Origin of the sequence: Stenotrophomonas sp. CASM101 (genome assembly GCF_049384845.1) — a bacterium.
In the GTDB taxonomy this organism is placed as follows: domain Bacteria; phylum Pseudomonadota; class Gammaproteobacteria; order Xanthomonadales; family Xanthomonadaceae; genus Stenotrophomonas; species Stenotrophomonas hibiscicola.
In genome coordinates this window covers 41,522-58,771 of the sequence record NZ_JBMRFR010000009.1, presented here as the reverse complement: position 1 = coordinate 58,771, position 17,250 = coordinate 41,522, and the positions used below count along the sequence as shown (strand labels likewise).

At 67.4% G+C, this 17,250-nt stretch carries 14 protein-coding genes; 5 read left to right on the top strand and 9 right to left on the bottom strand.

The features are described from left to right. Nucleotides 1–123: 123 nt before the first annotated feature. On the bottom strand, nucleotides 124–945 hold the full coding sequence (locus VG543_RS13705; protein WP_423178712.1) for a DUF3014 domain-containing protein: 822 nt from the start codon (nucleotides 943–945) through the stop codon (nucleotides 124–126). Nucleotides 946–1,114: 169 nt separating this feature from the next. Here VG543_RS13705 and VG543_RS13700 point away from each other — a divergent pair, with 169 nt between their 5' ends. Then, nucleotides 1,115–1,825, top strand: a complete 711-nt coding sequence (locus tag VG543_RS13700; protein WP_251103423.1) for a glutathione S-transferase — start codon at nucleotides 1,115–1,117, stop codon at nucleotides 1,823–1,825. 165 nt (nucleotides 1,826–1,990) lie between these two features. Here VG543_RS13700 and VG543_RS13695 read toward each other — a convergent pair whose 3' ends face one another. From VG543_RS13695 to VG543_RS13680, 4 genes are all read right to left on the bottom strand, one after another. Then, nucleotides 1,991–3,601, bottom strand: coding sequence for a hypothetical protein (locus VG543_RS13695; RefSeq protein WP_423178713.1), 1,611 nt, complete (start codon nucleotides 3,599–3,601; stop codon nucleotides 1,991–1,993). Between the two features lie 683 nt (nucleotides 3,602–4,284). Beyond that, nucleotides 4,285–6,003 carry a thiamine pyrophosphate-dependent enzyme gene (locus VG543_RS13690; RefSeq protein ID WP_423178714.1) on the bottom strand — a complete coding sequence of 573 codons (1,719 nt, stop codon included), beginning with the start codon at nucleotides 6,001–6,003 and terminating at the stop codon, nucleotides 4,285–4,287. A gap of 109 nt (nucleotides 6,004–6,112) precedes the next feature. Then, nucleotides 6,113–6,970, bottom strand: coding sequence for an SH3 domain-containing protein (locus VG543_RS13685; protein WP_423178715.1), 858 nt, complete (start codon nucleotides 6,968–6,970; stop codon nucleotides 6,113–6,115). A 36-nt stretch (nucleotides 6,971–7,006) separates the two neighbouring features. Continuing rightward, nucleotides 7,007–7,489 (bottom strand): DUF3574 domain-containing protein, encoded by a 483-nt coding sequence (locus VG543_RS13680; protein ID WP_049410962.1) that lies wholly within the window; start codon nucleotides 7,487–7,489, stop codon nucleotides 7,007–7,009. Between the two features lie 215 nt (nucleotides 7,490–7,704). Between VG543_RS13680 and VG543_RS13675 the strand changes: the two genes are divergently transcribed. The 4 genes from VG543_RS13675 (at nucleotide 7,705) to otsA (ending at nucleotide 14,337) form a co-directional block, all read left to right on the top strand. After that, complete coding sequence (locus tag VG543_RS13675) at nucleotides 7,705–10,140, top strand: TonB-dependent receptor plug domain-containing protein (RefSeq protein ID WP_423178716.1); 2,436 nt, start codon at nucleotides 7,705–7,707, stop codon at nucleotides 10,138–10,140. A gap of 256 nt (nucleotides 10,141–10,396) precedes the next feature. Then, nucleotides 10,397–11,155, top strand: a complete 759-nt coding sequence (gene otsB / locus VG543_RS13670) for a trehalose-phosphatase (protein WP_021202060.1) — start codon at nucleotides 10,397–10,399, stop codon at nucleotides 11,153–11,155. Between the two features lie 39 nt (nucleotides 11,156–11,194). Beyond that, on the top strand, nucleotides 11,195–12,976 hold the full coding sequence (locus tag VG543_RS13665; RefSeq protein ID WP_031269310.1) for a glycoside hydrolase family 15 protein: 1,782 nt from the start codon (nucleotides 11,195–11,197) through the stop codon (nucleotides 12,974–12,976). Beyond that, a complete protein-coding gene (otsA, locus tag VG543_RS13660; RefSeq protein ID WP_021202062.1) occupies nucleotides 12,973–14,337 on the top strand; it encodes an alpha,alpha-trehalose-phosphate synthase (UDP-forming) in 1,365 nt (454 codons plus the stop codon). Before VG543_RS13665 ends, otsA begins: the two co-directional genes overlap by 4 nt. 125 nt (nucleotides 14,338–14,462) lie before the next feature. Here the strand turns inward: otsA and VG543_RS13655 are convergent, their stop codons facing one another. From VG543_RS13655 to rluD, 4 genes are read right to left on the bottom strand one after another with little or no spacing between them, the layout of a single operon-like run. Beyond that, nucleotides 14,463–14,900, bottom strand: coding sequence for a thiol-disulfide oxidoreductase DCC family protein (locus tag VG543_RS13655; RefSeq protein ID WP_423178717.1), 438 nt, complete (start codon nucleotides 14,898–14,900; stop codon nucleotides 14,463–14,465). Then, nucleotides 14,875–15,381 (bottom strand): DUF4166 domain-containing protein, encoded by a 507-nt coding sequence (locus VG543_RS13650; RefSeq protein ID WP_312546158.1) that lies wholly within the window; start codon nucleotides 15,379–15,381, stop codon nucleotides 14,875–14,877. Before VG543_RS13650 ends, VG543_RS13655 begins: the two co-directional genes overlap by 26 nt. Nucleotides 15,382–15,401: 20 nt before the next feature. Next, nucleotides 15,402–16,172, bottom strand: a complete 771-nt coding sequence (gene pgeF, locus VG543_RS13645) for a peptidoglycan editing factor PgeF (protein ID WP_019660163.1) — start codon at nucleotides 16,170–16,172, stop codon at nucleotides 15,402–15,404. Beyond that, nucleotides 16,172–17,161 (bottom strand): 23S rRNA pseudouridine(1911/1915/1917) synthase RluD, encoded by a 990-nt coding sequence (gene rluD, locus VG543_RS13640; protein WP_111098290.1) that lies wholly within the window; start codon nucleotides 17,159–17,161, stop codon nucleotides 16,172–16,174. Before rluD ends, pgeF begins: the two co-directional genes overlap by 1 nt. Nucleotides 17,162–17,250 lie beyond the last annotated feature (89 nt).

Genomic DNA, 17,250 nt, shown 5'->3' with positions numbered 1-17,250 from the left:
TTGCCCCACCCCGTTTCAAGGGTGGCTGCGACTGCACCCCGGGGCCGGTCAGCCTGCGGCCAGCATGCCGGAACGGGTGTGGTCGGCGCGTTGATCCCGATCAGTTCCGCGCGGTGCGCGGACTCAGCCGGTGATCGCGCTGCGGATCGCCCGCAGCTGCTGCTTGACCGCCCGCGCCTGCGCGGCGTCCATGCGTAGCAGGGCCTTCTGCCCGATCGAGCGTGACTGCAGGGTGGAATCGACGAAGCGGTAGCGACCGCGCTCATCACGCTGCACCAATGGCGCCTGCGCCAGTTCCGGGGTCTCCAGCAGATGGTCGATCACCGCCACCAGACGGTCGTTGAAGTAGCCCTCGGGCCGGCCCAGGTCGACGTAGGCCTGCTGGATCAACGGATAGAAGCGCTTGTACGCCGTAGCCGTTGCCGCTGGATCCAGCGCAGTGAAGGCCTGCACATAGGGCGCGTAACGCGCCGAGTTGCTTGCCGCGATGCGTTCCCCGCCCTCGCCATGCTCGACCTGCAGGTTGCCCGGCAGCGGCCGTGCGGCCAGCACCGTCGGCGGCACGCTTGGTTTGTCCAGGTTGTCGACCTGGGTGACCAGGCGCTGGATCAGGTGATCGCGCAGCAGCAGGGTCATCGGGCCCTCGCCCTGGAACAGCTGGCTCAATGCGCCCCAGGCAGCCGCATCACTGTCGGCCAACTTGGGCAGCGCCGGGTCAGCGGCGGCCTCGGTGTCCAGCGGATGCCTGATCGGCGGCGGTGCTGGCGCGGGTTCTACGGCTGCCTGCGGTTGTGGCGGTGCGCTGGTACTGGCGGGGGTTGATTGAACCGGCACCGAAACACCGTCGGCCAGGCGCTTCAGCTGATCGCGGAACAACCAACCGCCCGCGCAACCGATCACCACCACGCCCAACACCCAGGGCCATACTGCCTTTCCACTCTGCATGATGCAGCACCTCGTTTCACACGCATGGACAAGGTGGGACCCCACCGGTTCCAGCGGGTTCCCCACCTGTTCCGCTGCCGTTCGGGTTCGGCCTGCACCAGAACCGCGCTCACGCCTGCTTTGCATGCCCCGCGCGACGCTGTGGGCCTTTTCATGTGGAGGCACTGCCATGCAGTACGCGCTGTATTACTGGACCGGCATCCAGGGCCGCGGCGAGTTCGTGCGCCTGGCGCTGGAGGATGCCGGCGCCGACTACATCGACATGGCGCGGGTGCACGGCGATGCGGTGATGCAGCCATTCCTGGATGGCAGCAGTGACGGGCCACAGCCCTTTGCACCGCCGTTCCTGAAGGCCGGCCGCCAGGTCATCGCGCAGGTCGCGGCGATCCTGGATTTCCTCGGCCCGACGCTGGACCTGGTGCCACAGGCGGCCTCGCGGCGGATGCAGGCGCTGCAACTGCAGCTGACCATCGCCGATCTGGTGGCCGAGGTGCACGACACCCACCATCCGATCGCCGCGTCGAAGTACTACGAAGAACAGAAGACCGAAGCCAAGGCGCGCGCTGCGTCCCTGCGCGGCGAGCGGCTGCCGAAGTTCCTGGGCTACTTCGAACAGGTGCTGGCCGCCAACGGTGGCCGCCACGCACTGCGCGAGCATTCGTATGTGGATCTGTCGCTGTTCCAGCTGTTGAGCGGGCTGGACTACATGTTTCCACGCCGCATGCAGGCACTGGCCCACACCGTGCCCCTGCTGCGTGCGCTGCAGGCGCGGGTGGCAAAGCGGCCGAACATCGCCGCCTATCTGGCCTCGGAGCGGCGGTTGCCGTTCAACACCAACGGCATCTTCCGCCACTACCCGGAACTGGACGCCGAACGGTAGTGCCAGCCGCTGGCCGGCAGAGCGCGCTGTGATCATTCGCCGCCTGCAACACGCCCCTGTAGGGCCGAGCCATGCTCGGCTCAGAGCAGCCGAGCGCAGGCTCGGCTCTACAGAGCACCAGAAGTGGAAGGAGCGGTAGCGCCGGGCCATGCCCGGCGTCACCGGTCAATGATCGGTGCGATCGCCCAGCGGCTTCACCGGCTGTTTCTGCAGTGACAACAATCCCAGCAGCACCGCCAGCGCCACGTAGGCGCCCGCGAACTGCCAGCTGATGATGCGCGCCAATCCTTCCAGTTCCCACGGCAGATAGATGCCACCGCGCGGATCCACCGAGTGGATCAGCCCGAACAGTGTCAGCAACGCAGCCACCAGCAGGAACCCGCAGGCACGGCGCAGGCGGCCATCGACCATCGCCGCCACCGCCGAAATCCACAGCATCGAGGTGATGATGAAGCCGTTGCCGAGAGTGAAGATCACCGCCAGCTCCGGCAGGCCGTGGCCGTCGAGCTTGGTCAGCAGCTGCGGCAGCTGGTCCGGTGCGATCCAGCCCGGCGCCTTGATCGCCAGCAGGTAGGCCACCGAAGGCAGGAAGCCGAATACCATGGCACCACTATGGTGACGCGGCGTAGCCTGGAACGCCTGGGTGGTGATGTCGATGGCCACGTACACGATGATCGGTGCGAGCACCGCCAGCGGCAGCCATTGCACCAGCCCGGAGATGATGCCGAGCATGCCGCCGATGCCGACGAACAGGCCCGTCAGCAGCGTGTAACCGCTGCGCGCGCCCATGTGCTTGTACGCCGGCTGGCCGATGTACGGCGTGGTCTGCGCCACGCCGCCGCAGACACCGGCCACCAGCGTGGCCACCGCTTCCACCAGCAGGATGTCGCGGGTGCGGTAGTCATCGCCGGCCGCACGCGCGCTTTCGGATACGTTGATGCCACCGACCACCATCAGCAGGCCGAACGGCAGCAGCAGCGGCAGGTAGGTCATCGCGGTGGGCAGGCCGTCGAGAAAGCCCAGCGTCGGCAGCGGCAGCACCACCAGCGGCGGCACCCACGCCGGCACATGGAAGCCCGGCGCGCCCAGCCCTGCCAGGCCGAGGCCGTAATACAGCACGGTGCCGAACACGAAGGCCAGCAGCACGCCCGGGCCACGCACCGGCAGTTTGCCCTTGGCGATCAGCACGTACAGCAGCAGGCCCAGCGTGGTGAAGCCGACCAGCGGCGAGCGCAGCGTTTCCAGCAGCGGCAGCAGGCCCATCAGCACCAGCGCGATGCCGGCGATGGAACCCAGCAGCGCGGCACGCGGCAGGGCGCGGGTGGCCGCTTCACCGAAGAACGACAGCACGAACTTGAGCACGCCCATGATGACCAGCGCGGCCATGCCCAGCTGCCAGGTGGCGATGCCCGCCGCGTGCGGGTCCATGCCCTGCTGCTTGAAAGCGATGAAGGCCGGGCCAAGCACCAGCAGGGCCATGCCGATGCTGGTCGGGGCATCCAGGCCGAGCGGCATGGCGGTGACGTCGTCACGGCCGGTACGCGCGGCGAGCCGGCGTGCCATCAGGGTGTACAGCAGGTTGCCGATCAGCACGCCGAAGGCGGTGCCGGGGAACATGCGGCCGAACACCACGTCGGCGGGGAACTGGAAGATCCCGACCAGAGCCATGGCGATGAAGCCGAGGATGGAGAGGTTGTCGACGACCAGGCCGAAGAAGCCGTTGAAGTCGCCGGCGACGAACCAGCGACGCGGTACGGCGGAAGCGGGAGCGGACATGGAAGGGGCGGTGGGGGTGGGGACCGCCGATGGTAGGCCCAGCGGGGCCGGCGCGCCAATTCCGTCGTGGAATGATGGGTTCCAGCCAACGGCGGAGCCCCTCGTGGCTGGGCGCGGGTAGAGTCGACTGTTACTCGACTGGCATTGCGAGTTGGGCCGGTCGGGATGGGCTGCGCAGGACACGCCGTAAACCCGTCCGTGGGGGCTCGATGGCGCCATCCATGGCGCCAACGGTCCTGCGCAGCCCATCCCGACCGGCCTCCCACAGTTTCCTGCGCGTGCCAGCCACGGAAGAGAATCAAAAGATCAAAAGCAAAGGCAGGCGCTCCTTGTAGCGCCGAGCCCCTGCTCGGCCGCTGCACGCGAAGCCTCTGAGCCGAGCACGGTTCGGCTCTACAGAAGATCTTTCCGATCATTCTTTCGTTCATCCACGCATGGCGTGGATCTACCGTGTCGACCAAGGTCGACACCTACCAACAGCAGCGGAAAACTGTCGAAGGCGGAGTGGGTCCGGTTGCGGGGGCGTGAGCCGCATGGATGCGGCGACCGAGCTTACATGGACGTACTTGCAGCGTCCCCCGCAACCGGACCCACCCCGCCATCCCCCAGGAAAGCAGCTTCTGCTCTGGCTCTGGCTCTGGCTCGTAGCGGGTGCAGGGCGCAGCCCTGCATCGACCACTCCCTCACTTCTTCAGGAAGTTGTCCACCAGCAGATGCTTCACGTCGTCGAAGCGGCCATTCAACACCGCCTTGGCCGCGTACAGCGCCGTGCCGGCGACCTGCTTGGCCTCGATCTGCGGCGGCATCACCAACTCTGCGCGGCTGGTGTGCACGTCCAGCAACGCCGGGCCGCGCTGGGCCAGGAAATCCTGCACCGCCTCCTCCAGATCCTCGCTGCGGGTCACGGTGCGGCCGTGGAAGCCGATCACCTCGGCCAGGCGCCCGAAGTCCGGGTTCTTCAGGTCGGTGTAGTTGTCCAGCAGGCCTTCCACCTTCTGCTCCAGCTCGACGAAGTTCAGCGAGCCATTGTTGAACACCACCACCTTGATCGGCAGGTTCTCTTGCACTGCGGTCAGCAGGTCGCCCAGCAGCATCGCCAGGCCACCATCGCCGGACAGCGAAATCACCTGCCGGCCGGGGAACGCCTTCTGCAGGCCCAGGGCCTGCGGCATTGCATTGGCCATCGTGCCGTGCAGCAGGCTGGTCAGCGTGCGGCGGCGACCGTTGACGCGGATATGCCGCAGCACCCAGACCATCGGCGAGCCGCCGTCGGCGGTGAACAGTGCATCCTCGCTGGCATGCTTCGACAGCAGCGCGGTCAGATGCTGCGGGTGGATCAGCTCGCCCTCGCCCGGCTGCTCCTCCTGTTCGCGCTTCTTCAGCGCCTTGTCGCGACGTTCGATGCACTCGTCCAGGAAACTGCTGTCCTCGCGCGGCGGCAGCATCGGCAGCAACGCATCCAGCGTGGGCGCGATATCGCCGACCACGCCGAGGTTCACCGGGTGGCGGCGGCCAAGGTGGCTGCCATCACGGTCGACCTGGATGATCGTGGCCTTGTCGGGGTAGAACTGGCCCCAGGCGAAGTCGGCGCCGAGCAGCAGCAGCGTGTCGCACTCCATCAGCGTGTGGAAGCCAGACTCGATGCCGAAGATTCCGGTCATGCCCATGTTGTACGGGTTGTCCGGCTCGACGAAATCCTTGGCGCGCGAAGTATGCGCAACCGGCGCCTGCAGGCGCCGGGCCAGTTCCAGCAGCTGCGCGTGCGCGCCCTGGCAACCGGCACCGGCATAGATGCCGATACGCTTGCCCTGCCCCAGCAGCTCGGCAATGCGCTGCAGTTCGGCGTCGGACGGGCGCAGCACCGGCTGGGTGTAGTGCACCGAGAACGGCACATCGTGCTTCACCTCAGCCTGGCTGATGTCGGCCGGCAGGATCACTACCGCCACGCCACGCCGGCTGATCGCCGCCTGGCAGGCCAGGGCCACCACGCGTCGCGCCTGCTCCGGGCTGTGCACCTGCTCGCAGAACACCGTGCAGCTGCCATAGACCGCCTTGAAATCCACTTCCTGCGGAAATTCCATGCCCAGCTCACTGGTCACCACCTGGCTGGCGATCAGCACCATCGGCGCACGGTTGCGGTTGCTCTCAAACACGCCGTTGATGAAGTGCAGGCCACCGGGACCACAGGAGCCCGCACAGGCGGTCAACTCGCCGCTCACCAGCGAATCGGCGCCGGCGGCGAACGCTGCCACTTCTTCATGGCGCACGTGCACCCAAGCGATCTCGCTGCCATGCATCGCATCGGTCACATGGTTGAGCGTATCGCCCACGATGCCGTAGCAACGGCGGACACCAGCCTGCTGCAGGGCGTCCACCACGATTTCGGCCACGCGCTTGCTCATCGGATACATCCTCGAACGGGGGAACGTCCGAGGCTAGACCTGATGAAGTGATGCCCCCGTGGGCAAGTTGCCCATTGCCTCGATGTGCAAACTGCGGGTAGACGTCTCGTCAATCGTTGACGTTGATCCAGCCCTCCACCGCGCCGTGATTCGGGCTGCGATAGCGCAGCTTCACCCAGCCGTTCTGTTCATCGAGCAATTCCACGCGATCGCCCTGCACCAGGTAACGCTTGGTGCTGGACGCGCCGGGTCGGTCGAAGAGGAACAGGCGCGCGGGCACCACGGTGGCCTGCTGCCCCTGCAACGGCCCGTCCGGCGGTGCTCCCAGGCCATCGGCGATGGCACTTTCCAACACACGGCCGGCGGGGTCATAGGTGCGCCAGACCGCCAACGGGCCCTGCTCTTCGGTCTGTTCCCAATGCAGCGCGGCGTTCAACGTATCGCCCAGCATCAGCACGCTCTCAGAGCGGTACAGATGGAGCTTCGCGCCTGCAAACCGGTACTGGTCGGTGTACCACATCGGGCCGCTGCGGCAACTGCTGGTGAGGGTGCGGGTGGCAACGTCCACGCTCAGCCCCATCAGGTCACCACAACTGTCCTTGCCGTGGGTATCGGCCTGCAGCGCGCGGAAACCGGCACTGGCCGGATCGAAGCGGTACACCGCCACCGCCTCGTTGACCATGCCTACCGAGGCGCGCGCGACCAGTTCCGGGTAGCCATCGAAATCGACATCTTCGAGCGACCATCGCGAAGTGCCGTCGGCATCCGCCGCGCCCGCCAGCGTCTGGCGCTTTCCCGACGGTGACAGCTGCACGGCAATGCTGCCGTCCTGCAGGGGATCGGCCTGTGCCTGCACATGCGCGGCCACCTGGAAGCGCAAGGTTTCGCCGTCGTCCCCACCGGCGTGCGCCGTCGGTGCCAGCGAGCCGGCCAACACGAGGCCCAGCAGGCATTCCCTGTAGTTCATCATTGCTCCCTGCGGCACCGCGGCGGCACCTTCAACTCAGAACGATACCTCGACCGGCTGCCGCGACCACAGCACCGACTGATGCCTGGTCTGCTGCTTCCACGCCAGGCGGATCGCTTCGATATCGGCGCGGCGCTGCGGGGTGTCCTCATGCAGCACCACCAGCACCTTCGTGCGCAGGCGGTTGGGCGCGGCATCGCCGCGGAACAGCCACTGGCCATAGGCATCGAACACGGTCAGGCCATCCGGGAAGCGCGGGGTCACTTCCTTGTCCAGGAACGTGCGCCACTGCGCCTCGCTGATGGTGTCGGCCTGCGGGCGGTTGCCGGCACCCTGCTCCTCGCCCACGCCGAAGTACAGCTCACTGCGCACCCAGCCATGGCCGGCGGACGGGCGAGCGGCATCGCCCTTCAGTTCGGCGGTAGTGGCCGTGGCATAGGCGCTGGGCGCCTGCGAAGAAAGGCTGGCGCAGCCGCTGGTGGCCAGCAGCACGGCAAAGACGAGGCCAAGGTGTTTCATCGGTACAGCTCCGGGGGAAGGGGGACAAGGCGAGCCGGCAGCGTACAGCGCCACCGGCCCGGCGTGCTGATGCCAGCAGGGCATCAGCTCATGCCGGACTGGCAGGGGCTTGCATCGGCACCGGCCATCACGCGAAGATAATATATCGCTTCATCCGGATGGATGTAAGTGAAACTATCTCCCCCTTCCCCGTCGTCGTTGTTGCTGGAGCCCCCATGTCCACCCGCCTGCCCGCGTCGCCGCTCGGCCTCGCCATCGCCCTCGCGCTTTCCTCCGCCGCCGTCCCGGCCCTGGCCCAGGACGCCACCAACCTGGACACGGTGATCGTCACCGGCACCCGTGCCGCCGACCGCACCGTGCTCGAATCCACCTCGCCGGTGGACGTGCTCACCGCCGAGGACATCCGCAAGGCCGGCGTGGTCAACGGTGAGCTGGGCAGCGCGCTGCAGGCGCTGCTGCCGTCGTTCAACTTCCCGCGCCAGTCCAACTCCGGTGGCGCCGACCATGTGCGCGCCGCACAGCTGCGCGGCCTGTCGCCGGACCAGGTGCTGGTGCTGGTCAATGGCAAGCGCCGCCACCACACCGCGCTGGTCAACACCGACAGCAAGATCGGCAAGGGCACCACCCCGGTCGACTTCAACTCGATTCCGGTCAGTGCGATCAAGCGCATCGAAGTGCTGCGTGATGGTGCCGGCGCGCTGTACGGCTCGGATGCGGTGGCCGGTGTGATCAACGTAATCCTCGACAACGGCGGCGACGGCGGGGAGATCGAGGCCAGCTACGGCGCCAACCACACCGACCTGAAGCCGATCGGGCGTACCCTTACCGACGGCCAGACCGGCAACATCAGCGCCAAGGTCGGCACTTCGCTGGGCGAAGACGGCGGCTTCCTGCGCGTCGGCCTGGAATACAAGCACCGCAACGGCACCAATCGCGCCGGCTTCGACCAGATTCCGCCATGGGACCAGACCCCGGGCAACCTGGCGCTGCAGGGCAAGCGCAACTATGTGCTGGGCGATGGCAAGAGCAAGGACATCAACCTGTGGCTGAACACCGAGATTCCGGTGGGCCAGACCTCGACGTTCTACGCGTTCGGCACCTTCAACCAGCGCGATACCGAAGGCGCCAACTACTTCCGCTATCCCGATGGCGATGCCAACTGGAAGCAGGTCTATCCGAACGGCTACCGACCGATCTCCGAAGGCGAGAACCGCGACGTACAGGCCGTGGCCGGCGTGCGCGGCCAGTGGGGCGAGTGGAGCTACGACAGCAGCCTGGATTACGGCCAGAACGACTTCACCTACCGCCTGCGTGATTCGCTCAACGCGTCGCTGGGCCCGACCAGCCCGACCCGCTTCAAGACCGCCGACTACGAGTACGCGCAGACCGTGGGCAACCTCGACCTGAGCCGCGTGTTCACCCAGAGCGACAGCATCAGCCACACGCTGGGCCTGGGCGTGGAAGCGCGCCATGAGCGCTACCAGACCCGCCCCGGCGACCCGGCCAGCTATGCGGCGGGCCCGTACACCGACCGCCCGACCGGCTCGCAGGCCGGTGGCGGCCTGACCCCACAGGACGCCGCCACCCTGTCGCGCGACGTGGCCAGCGCCTATGCCAGCCTGTCCAGCCAGTTCGGCGAGAAGTTCTCCACCGATCTGGCCGCGCGCTACGAGCACAACGACGACTTCGGCGGCGAGCTGACCGGCAAGCTCGGCCTGCGCTACGAGTTCACGCCGGCGTTTGCATTGCGCGGTGCCATCTCCAACAACTTCCGCGCACCTTCACTGGCGCAGATCGGCTACGAATCCACCTCCACCGGCTATAACGCTGGTGGCCAGCTGGTGCAGGGCCGACTGCTGTCGGTCAACAATCCGATCGCGCGTGGCCTTGGCGCGCAGGACCTGAAACCGGAAAAATCCCTGAACACGTCGCTGGGCTTCACCAGCCGCATCGGCGAACACTTCGACCTCTCGCTGGACTTCTTCCAGATCGACATCGACGACCGCATCGCACTGTCGGAGAGCATCACCGGTGATGCACTGACCGGCTACGTGGCAGCCAACTACGGTGTCAGCGGCCTGCAGAGCGCCAGCTTCTTCGTCAACGCCGCCGATACCCGCACCCGTGGCGCCGAGCTGGTGAGCAACTGGCGCCAGTCGCTGGGCGATGGCCAGCTGCTGTTGACCGGCACCTATGCGTATACCAAGACCACGCTGAAGAACGTGCTGGCCACGCCGGCACAGCTGCAGGCGCTGGACCCGGATTATGTGCTGTTCGGGATTGAAGAGACCAACACGCTGACCGATGCCACACCGCGTACACGTGGCAGTTTCTCGGCTGCCTGGAACAATGACCACTGGTCGCTGAGCAGCCGCGTGAACCGCTACGGCAGCGCCACCCGCGTGTTCAACTTCGGTGATGGCTACATCCCGCGCCAGACCTACCAGGCCGAGTGGCAGCTGGACGCGGAAGTCGAATACCGCATCACCCCGCAGTGGAGCGTGGCCATCGGCGGGCAGAACCTGACCGACAACTACGCGGATCGGTCCAACAGCGATATCCACTACTTCGGCAACCTGCCGTATGACGTGCTGTCGCCGATCGGCAGCAATGGCGCGTACTACTACGGCCGCGTCCGCTATACCTTCTGATTGCTCTGGGTGTATGGGTGGGTGCGGACCGTTGGTCCGCACTGCCCGGGTTCAATGCAGGCTGACCCTTTGTGCCAACCAACGGTTGGCACCCACCGGAAGTGATCGCTCTCGGTGGGTGCGGACCGTTGGTCCGCACTGTCTGGGTTCAATGCAGGCTGACCCTTTGTGCCGACCAACGCTCGGCACCCACCGAAGCTGATCCGTAGCCTGCCCTCGACCCCACGTACACGCCCACGCTGGCAAGGTGGGCCGCATGGCTGAACCGCTCCCCCTGCGTCCGCCACCGCCATTGCTGGACGACGCCTGTGCGTTGTTCCTCGATGTCGATGGCACCCTGATCGAGTTCGCTGCGCGCCCGGATGCCGTGCAGCTGCTGCCGGATGTGCGTGACGCCATCGGCCGCATCAGCGACCGCCTGGAAGGTGCCGTAGCACTGGTCAGTGGTCGCCCGCTTGAGCAGCTCGATCAACTGTTCGCTCCCCTGCAACTGCCTGCCGCGGGCCTGCATGGCCATGAATTGCGCGGCGAGGACGGTCGTGTGCTGCGCGAGGAGCACGACGACGACACCGCCGAGTGGCTGCATGCGCTGCACCAGCAGGCGATGCGCTTCGCCCATGGCCACCCCGGCGTGCTGGTGGAAGACAAGGGTGTCGGCCTGGCGCTGCACTGGCGCGGCGCGCCGCACGCCGCCAGCGATGTGCGCGCCTTCGCCGACCGCCACGTGCGCGGCCGTTCCAGTTACCGCCTGCAACCCGGCGACCACGTGGTCGAGTTCGTCCCGGTTGGCAGCGACAAGGGCCGTGCGGTGCGGAGGATGATGCAGTACCTGCCCTTCCGTGGCCGCCTGCCCGTCTTCCTCGGTGACGACCTCACCGACGAATTCGGCTTCGACGCTGCCAACGGCCAGCATGGCTGGAGCGTGCTGGTGGGCGAACGCGAACCCAGCGTGGCCGTGTTCGCGCTGCCCGACATACGCAGCGTGCACGCCTGGCTGCGTGAGAATGCCTATTGACCCGGCCCCCCCACGGCCGCAACCGAGATGTACCGCGTGATGACCCAACCCGATCTTGATCTGGGCGTGGTCGGCAACGGCAGCTTCGGCGCCCTGGTCGACAAACGTGCCCGCGTTGTCTGGAGCTGCCTGCCCACCTTCGACGGCGACCCCACCTTCTGTGCCCTGCTCGGCCCCAACCAGCAGACCGGTGGTGACTTCGCCATCGAGCTGGAAGACTTCGCCAGCAGCGAGCAGGAGTACCTGACCAATACGGCGATCCTGCGCACCGTCCTGCGCGACACGCACGGCGGCGAACTGGAGATCCTCGACTTCGCGCCCCGCTGGCGGCAGAACGACCGCTTCTACCGGCCGGTCAGCCTGATCCGCCAGGTGCGCCCGCTGGCCGGTAGCCCACGCATCACCGTGCGCGCCCGCCCGCTGGCCGATTGGGGCGCGCGCGTGCCGGAGTCCACCTGGGGCAGCAACCATGTGCGCTGGATCCTGCCCGAGCACGTGCTGCGGCTGACCACCGATGTGCCGGTCCGCTTCGTGCGCGACGGCCTGCCGTTCGTGCTCAGCCATCCCGTCCACCTGATCCTGGGCGTGGACGAATCGCTCAACCGCTCGATCAGCGGCTACGTGCAGGAAGCCTTCCAGCGCACCCGCGACTACTGGCGCGAATGGGTGCGCTACCTGTCCATTCCCCTGGAGTGGCAGGACGCGGTCATCCGCAGTGCGATCACGCTGAAGCTGTGCCAGTACGAAGACAGCGGCGCGATCATCGCGGCGATGACCACCTCCATTCCGGAAGCCCCCGGCAGCGTGCGCAACTGGGATTACCGTTACTGCTGGCTGCGCGATGCGGCGTTCGTGGTGCGCGCGCTGAACCGTCTGGGCGCAACGCGCACGATGGAACAGTTCCTCGGTTACATCTTCAACCTGGCCACCACCGACGGTACGCTGCAACCGCTGTATGGCATTGGTTTCGAGGCCAAGCTGGACGAGGATGAGGTGCCCAGCCTGTCCGGCTACCGCGGCATGGGCCCGGTGCGCCGCGGCAACCTGGCCTGGGTGCAGCGCCAGCACGACGTGTACGGCAGCGTGGTGCTGGCGTCCACGCAGCTGTTCTTTGACCGTCGCCTGCAGGATCCCGGCGACGCGCACACGTTTGCCCGCCTGGAACCCCTGGGCGAACAGGCCTTCGCCCTGCACGACGTCCCCGATGCCGGCCTGTGGGAATTCCGCGGCCGCACCGAAGTGCACACCTACACCAGCGCGATGTGCTGGGCTGCGTGCGACCGCCTGTGCAAGATCGCCGTGCGCCTGAAGCGTGATGACCGCGCACACTATTGGCGCGAGCGCGCCGACACCATCCACGCCCGCATCATGGCCGAATCCTGGAGCGAGGAGCTGGGCCACTTCACCGATACCTTCGGCGGCCATCGCCTGGATGCCTCGCTGCTGCTGCTGGCCGACATCGGCTTCATCGACGCGATGGACGCCCGGTTCATTGCCACCGTCGATGCCATCGGCCGCGACCTCAAGCACGGCAATTCGCTGTACCGCTACGTCGCGCCGGATGACTTCGGCGAACCGGAAACCAGCTTCACCATCTGTACGTTCTGGTACATCGATGCGCTGGCGGCGATCGGGCGCATGGATGAAGCACGCGAGATGTTCGAGCTGCTGCTGAAGCAGCGCAACCACCTGGGCCTGCTGTCGGAGGATCTGGCCTTCGACAGCGGCGAGGCCTGGGGCAATTTCCCGCAGACCTATTCGCACGTCGGCCTGATCACCGCCGCGATGCGCCTGTCGCGGTCCTGGCAGGAGGCATCGTGAGTCGTCTGGTCGTGGTTTCAAACCGTGTGGCCGTGCCCGGCGAGAACCGCGCAGGCGGGCTGGCGGTCGGCCTGCTGGCCGCCCTGAAGGAGCGCGGCGGCCTGTGGTTCGGCTGGAGCGGCAAGACCGTAAAGGAAGGCAGCGGCACGCTGCACCGGCAGAAGGACGGTGACATCGACTACGTCACCATGGACCTGAGCAAGCGCGAGGTCGATGGCTACTACAACGGCTTTGCCAACCGCACGCTGTGGCCACTGCTGCACTTCCGCCTGGATCTGGTCGACTATGACCGCGGTACCCGCGAGACCTACCACAAGGTCAATGCGCTGTTCGCCGACAAGCTCGCGCCATTGCTGCGCGAGGATGACATCGTCTGGATCCATGACTATCACCTGATTCCGCTCGGCGCGCTGCTGCGCGAGCGCGGCATCGGCTGCCGCATCGGCTTCTTCCTGCACATCCCGATGCCGTCGGCGGACCTGCTGCAGGCGATGCCCGATCACCTGCGGTTGTTTTCGGCGCTGTATGCCTACGATCTGGTCGGCTTCCAGACCCAGCGCGATGCCGATCGCTTCCAGACCTACCTGCGCCTGTTCGGCGGCGGACGCGTGCTCGACAACGGCGAGCTGGAAGCGCCGGGCGGGCGCCGCTTCCGTGCAGCAGCCTTCCCGATCGGCATCGACACCGAGCTGATCGCACGCCAGGCCGGCACAGCCGCCACCAAGACCGCCGTGAAGAATCTTCGCGCCAGCCTGCGCGACCGCCAGCTGGCAATCGGCGTGGATCGCCTGGACTATTCCAAGGGCCTCCCCGAGCGCTTCCTTGGCTTCGAGCGCTACCTGCAGCGCCACCCTGACCAGCGCGGCTCGTTGACCTACCTGCAGATCGCCCCGGTCTCGCGCGGTGATGTCACCGAGTACCGGCAGTTGCGCAGCCAGCTGGAGCAGATCGCTGGCCACATCAACGGCGGCCATGCCGAGCCGGACTGGACGCCGCTGCGGTACGTCAACCAGAACTTCACACATGCCACGCTCACCGGCTTCTACCGGGCGGCGGCGGTCGGCCTGGTCACGCCGCTGCGCGATGGCATGAACCTGGTGGCCAAGGAATACGTGGCGTCGCAGGACCCGGAGGATCCGGGCGTGCTGGTGCTGTCACTGCTGGCTGGCGCCGCCGACGAACTGAAGCAGGCACTGCTGGTGAACCCGCATGATCTGGATGGCGTGGCCGATGCGATCGCCACCGCAGCCACGATGTCGCTGAGCAGGCGCAAGGAGCGCTGGCACGCGATGATGGAGCACCTGCGCACCTACGACATCAACCACTGGCGCCGCAGCTACCTGGACGCGCTGGAGGGTTGAAGCACGCGTTCCTGTAGAGCCGAGCCATGCTCGGCTGCGTTTTGTAGAGCCGAGCCATGCTCGGCTGCTATTGGCAGGAGAAAAAAGCAAGTCGAGCATGGCTCGACTCTACAAAAGACAGGCGATCAATCCAGGAACCGCGCGGCCTGCTCCGGTGCGGGCAGGTAACAGGCCTCATGCCGGCCGAACCAGCGGTAGCGGTTGCGTGCCAGCGCGCGATACGCCGCATCACGCCAGCCGCGCGGCACGAGCCGCAGCACGCCGGCCAGGCGCCAGGCGCCGCCCAGCCCGGCCAGTACGCGCAGGATCGCATCGGTATCGGTCCAGGCACCCTGTGCGTCCAGCAGCAGGAACGACATCGGGTCCTGCGGGTCCAGCCCGTGCGCGCGCAGCATCGCGCTGCCCTGTGCGCCCTGCATCGCCGCAAAGCGATAGCGCCCCCTGCGGTCGAAGCGCAGCAGGAAGCGCACCCAGCGGTTGCACAGCGCGCATACGCCATCGAATACGATCACCGCGGTCCCAGCCTCGGCGGCGGCCTCACCGCGGTTCGAGCCAGCCTTCATAGCGGATCAGGGCTCCCACCCAGGGCAGCGTCACATCGACCAGGAAAGTGTAACGCTCGCCCTGCCAGGCTTCGCGGCAACGCGCGCCATCAAACCAGCGCCTTGGCAGCGGCAGCAGCCCGAACGCCCAGACCCGGCGCACCAACCAGTCGATGCCACCCTCGCGGGCCTGCAGATCAAATTCGAAGCGCACCGCGCCCAACTGCTCGCGCAGATGCCCGTCGTGCGCCCACAGCCGCGACACCATTGGCCAGCGGCCGAACCGCCGCGCCCATTGCTCGCCCTGCCCGTGTGTGCTGAATACCACTTCGGTTGGCAGCGCGTCGCCGCTCTTCGGCAACCGTGCCACTGCGGCCAGCAGCGGCACCAGCCCGTGACGCCCGCGCTGGATCCGCGCCTTCCCCACGTAGCGGCACGGCTGTGGTGCGGCGTGCAGCGCCTGCACCGGCGGTGCCAGGGTGGCGAAGGCCGGCCCCAGCACCCGTGCAAACAGGGGCGTAGTCAGGGTGCGATCCAGGCCAACGTCGCCATGCGTCCGGTGCGGCGGTCGCGCCGGTGCGAGTACAGGTCCGGATCGGCCATGGTCGACACCGTGCCGCCGTATACCTGCGCCGGGTCCATGCCCGCCGCCTGCAGGCGCTGGCGGGCCAACGCGAACAGGTCCACCTTCCAATGACCTGCGCGGGTCGCTGCGAACGCCACCTCGGCGGCCGGATCGTGTCCGACGAAGGCGTGGTAGACCTCTTCACCGATCTCGTAATCGGCCGGCCCGGCTGCCGGTCCCAGCCAGGCGCGCAACTGCGCCGGCGGCGTCTGCATGGCCGCCACGGTGGCCTCCAGCATGCCGTCGGCCAGCCCCCGCCAGCCGGCATGGGCCGCGCCCACCTCGCTGCCGTCTGCGGCGGCGAACACCACCGGCAGGCAGTCGGCGGTCAGGATCGCCAGCACCACGCCGGGCACCGAGGTCACCGCGGCGTCGGCCACCGGCTCGGCGGCACCCGGCACCGGCGGCGCGTTGAATCGCAGCACGGTGCTGCTGTGCACCTGGCGCAGCCAGTGCGGGGCCGACGGCAGCGCCAACCCCTGCTGCAGCAGCTGGCGGTTGTGCTCGACGTTGGCGGGGGTATCACCATCGGCCGCGTGCCGGTTGCCCAGGTTGAACTGCGCGAACGGCGCCGGCGAGATGCCCGCACCGTGCCGGCGCGTGGTCAGCGCATGGACGCCCGGAGGCGCCGGCCAGTCCGCCTGCAGCAAGGGCAGCGCGGCGGCCATCACCAGCGGTCCCGCTCGCGTGCGGCGAAGGCTTCGCTGTCTTCGCGCAGCACCTTCATCAGGTGCAGCATGTCCTCCGGCACCGGCGCAGTGTTGCGCACCGGCTCACCGGTGATCGGGTGCGTGAACTCCAGCGTCTCGGCGTGCAGGGCCTGGCGCTTGAAGCCGCGCAGCGCGGCCACCAGCTCGTCGCTGGCGCCCTTGGGCAGCTTCAGCGCGCCGCCATACAGCGGGTCGCCGATGATCGGATGGCGCACGTGCGCCATGTGCACGCGGATCTGGTGGGTACGACCGGTTTCCAGGCGGCACTCCAGCGCGGTGTGTGCCCGGAAGCGCTCGCGCAGGCGGTAGTGGGTCACCGCTTCCTTGCCGTCCTCACGCACCGCCATCTTCAGGCGATCGCGCGGGTGGCGGTCGATCGGGGCATCGGCAGTACCACCGGCCACCAGCGCGCCCATCACGATGGCCAGGTACTGACGGTGCACGTCACGTGCCGCCAGCTGCTCGACCAGCGCGGTCTGCGCTTCCAGGGTCCTGGCCACCACCATCACGCCGCTGGTGTCCTTGTCCAGGCGATGCACGATGCCGGCGCGCGGCAGCACCGCCACCGACGGGTCGCGGAACAGCAGGGCGTTGACCAGGGTGCCGCTGTGGTTGCCCGCGCCCGGGTGTACCACCAGGCCGACCGGCTTGTTGATCACCAGCAGGTGCTCGTCCTCGAACAGCACGTCCAGCGGGATGTCCTCCGGCTGGGCGTCGGTCTGGGTTTCCAGTACCACGTTGAGGGTCACCACCTCGCCGCCGCGCAGCGGATCGCGCGGGCGCACCTGGGCACCGTCCAGCAGCACCTCCCCGGCCTTGATCCATTCGGTCAGGCGCGAACGCGAGTATTCGGGGAACAGTTCGGCCACAACGGCGTCGAAACGGCGCCCGGCAGCGGTGTCGGGGACGATGGCCTGGCGGGCCGATTCAGAGGGTTGTTCAGACATGGCAGGGGGCATTCTTTGAAATTTTGGGGTCCCGGCGGCCGGTTTCAGTCGCTGGACAGGACACTAGGCTATCATCGACCCTTCGTATT

Coding starts and splice junctions, on each gene's coding strand:
- VG543_RS13705 (WP_423178712.1), bottom strand. CDS start 945: ATGCAGAGTGGAAAGGCAGTATGGCCCTGGGTGTTGGGCGTGGTGGTG.
- VG543_RS13675 (WP_423178716.1), top strand. CDS start 7,705: ATGTCCACCCGCCTGCCCGCGTCGCCGCTCGGCCTCGCCATCGCCCTC.
- VG543_RS13655 (WP_423178717.1), bottom strand. CDS start 14,900: ATGAAGGCTGGCTCGAACCGCGGTGAGGCCGCCGCCGAGGCTGGGACC.
- pgeF (WP_019660163.1), bottom strand. CDS start 16,172: ATGGCCGCCGCGCTGCCCTTGCTGCAGGCGGACTGGCCGGCGCCTCCG.
- otsB (WP_021202060.1), top strand. CDS start 10,397: ATGGCTGAACCGCTCCCCCTGCGTCCGCCACCGCCATTGCTGGACGAC.
- VG543_RS13685 (WP_423178715.1), bottom strand. CDS start 6,970: ATGAACTACAGGGAATGCCTGCTGGGCCTCGTGTTGGCCGGCTCGCTG.
- VG543_RS13695 (WP_423178713.1), bottom strand. CDS start 3,601: ATGTCCGCTCCCGCTTCCGCCGTACCGCGTCGCTGGTTCGTCGCCGGC.
- rluD (WP_111098290.1), bottom strand. CDS start 17,161: ATGTCTGAACAACCCTCTGAATCGGCCCGCCAGGCCATCGTCCCCGAC.
- VG543_RS13680 (WP_049410962.1), bottom strand. CDS start 7,489: ATGAAACACCTTGGCCTCGTCTTTGCCGTGCTGCTGGCCACCAGCGGC.
- VG543_RS13690 (WP_423178714.1), bottom strand. CDS start 6,003: ATGAGCAAGCGCGTGGCCGAAATCGTGGTGGACGCCCTGCAGCAGGCT.
- VG543_RS13665 (WP_031269310.1), top strand. CDS start 11,195: ATGACCCAACCCGATCTTGATCTGGGCGTGGTCGGCAACGGCAGCTTC.
- VG543_RS13700 (WP_251103423.1), top strand. CDS start 1,115: ATGCAGTACGCGCTGTATTACTGGACCGGCATCCAGGGCCGCGGCGAG.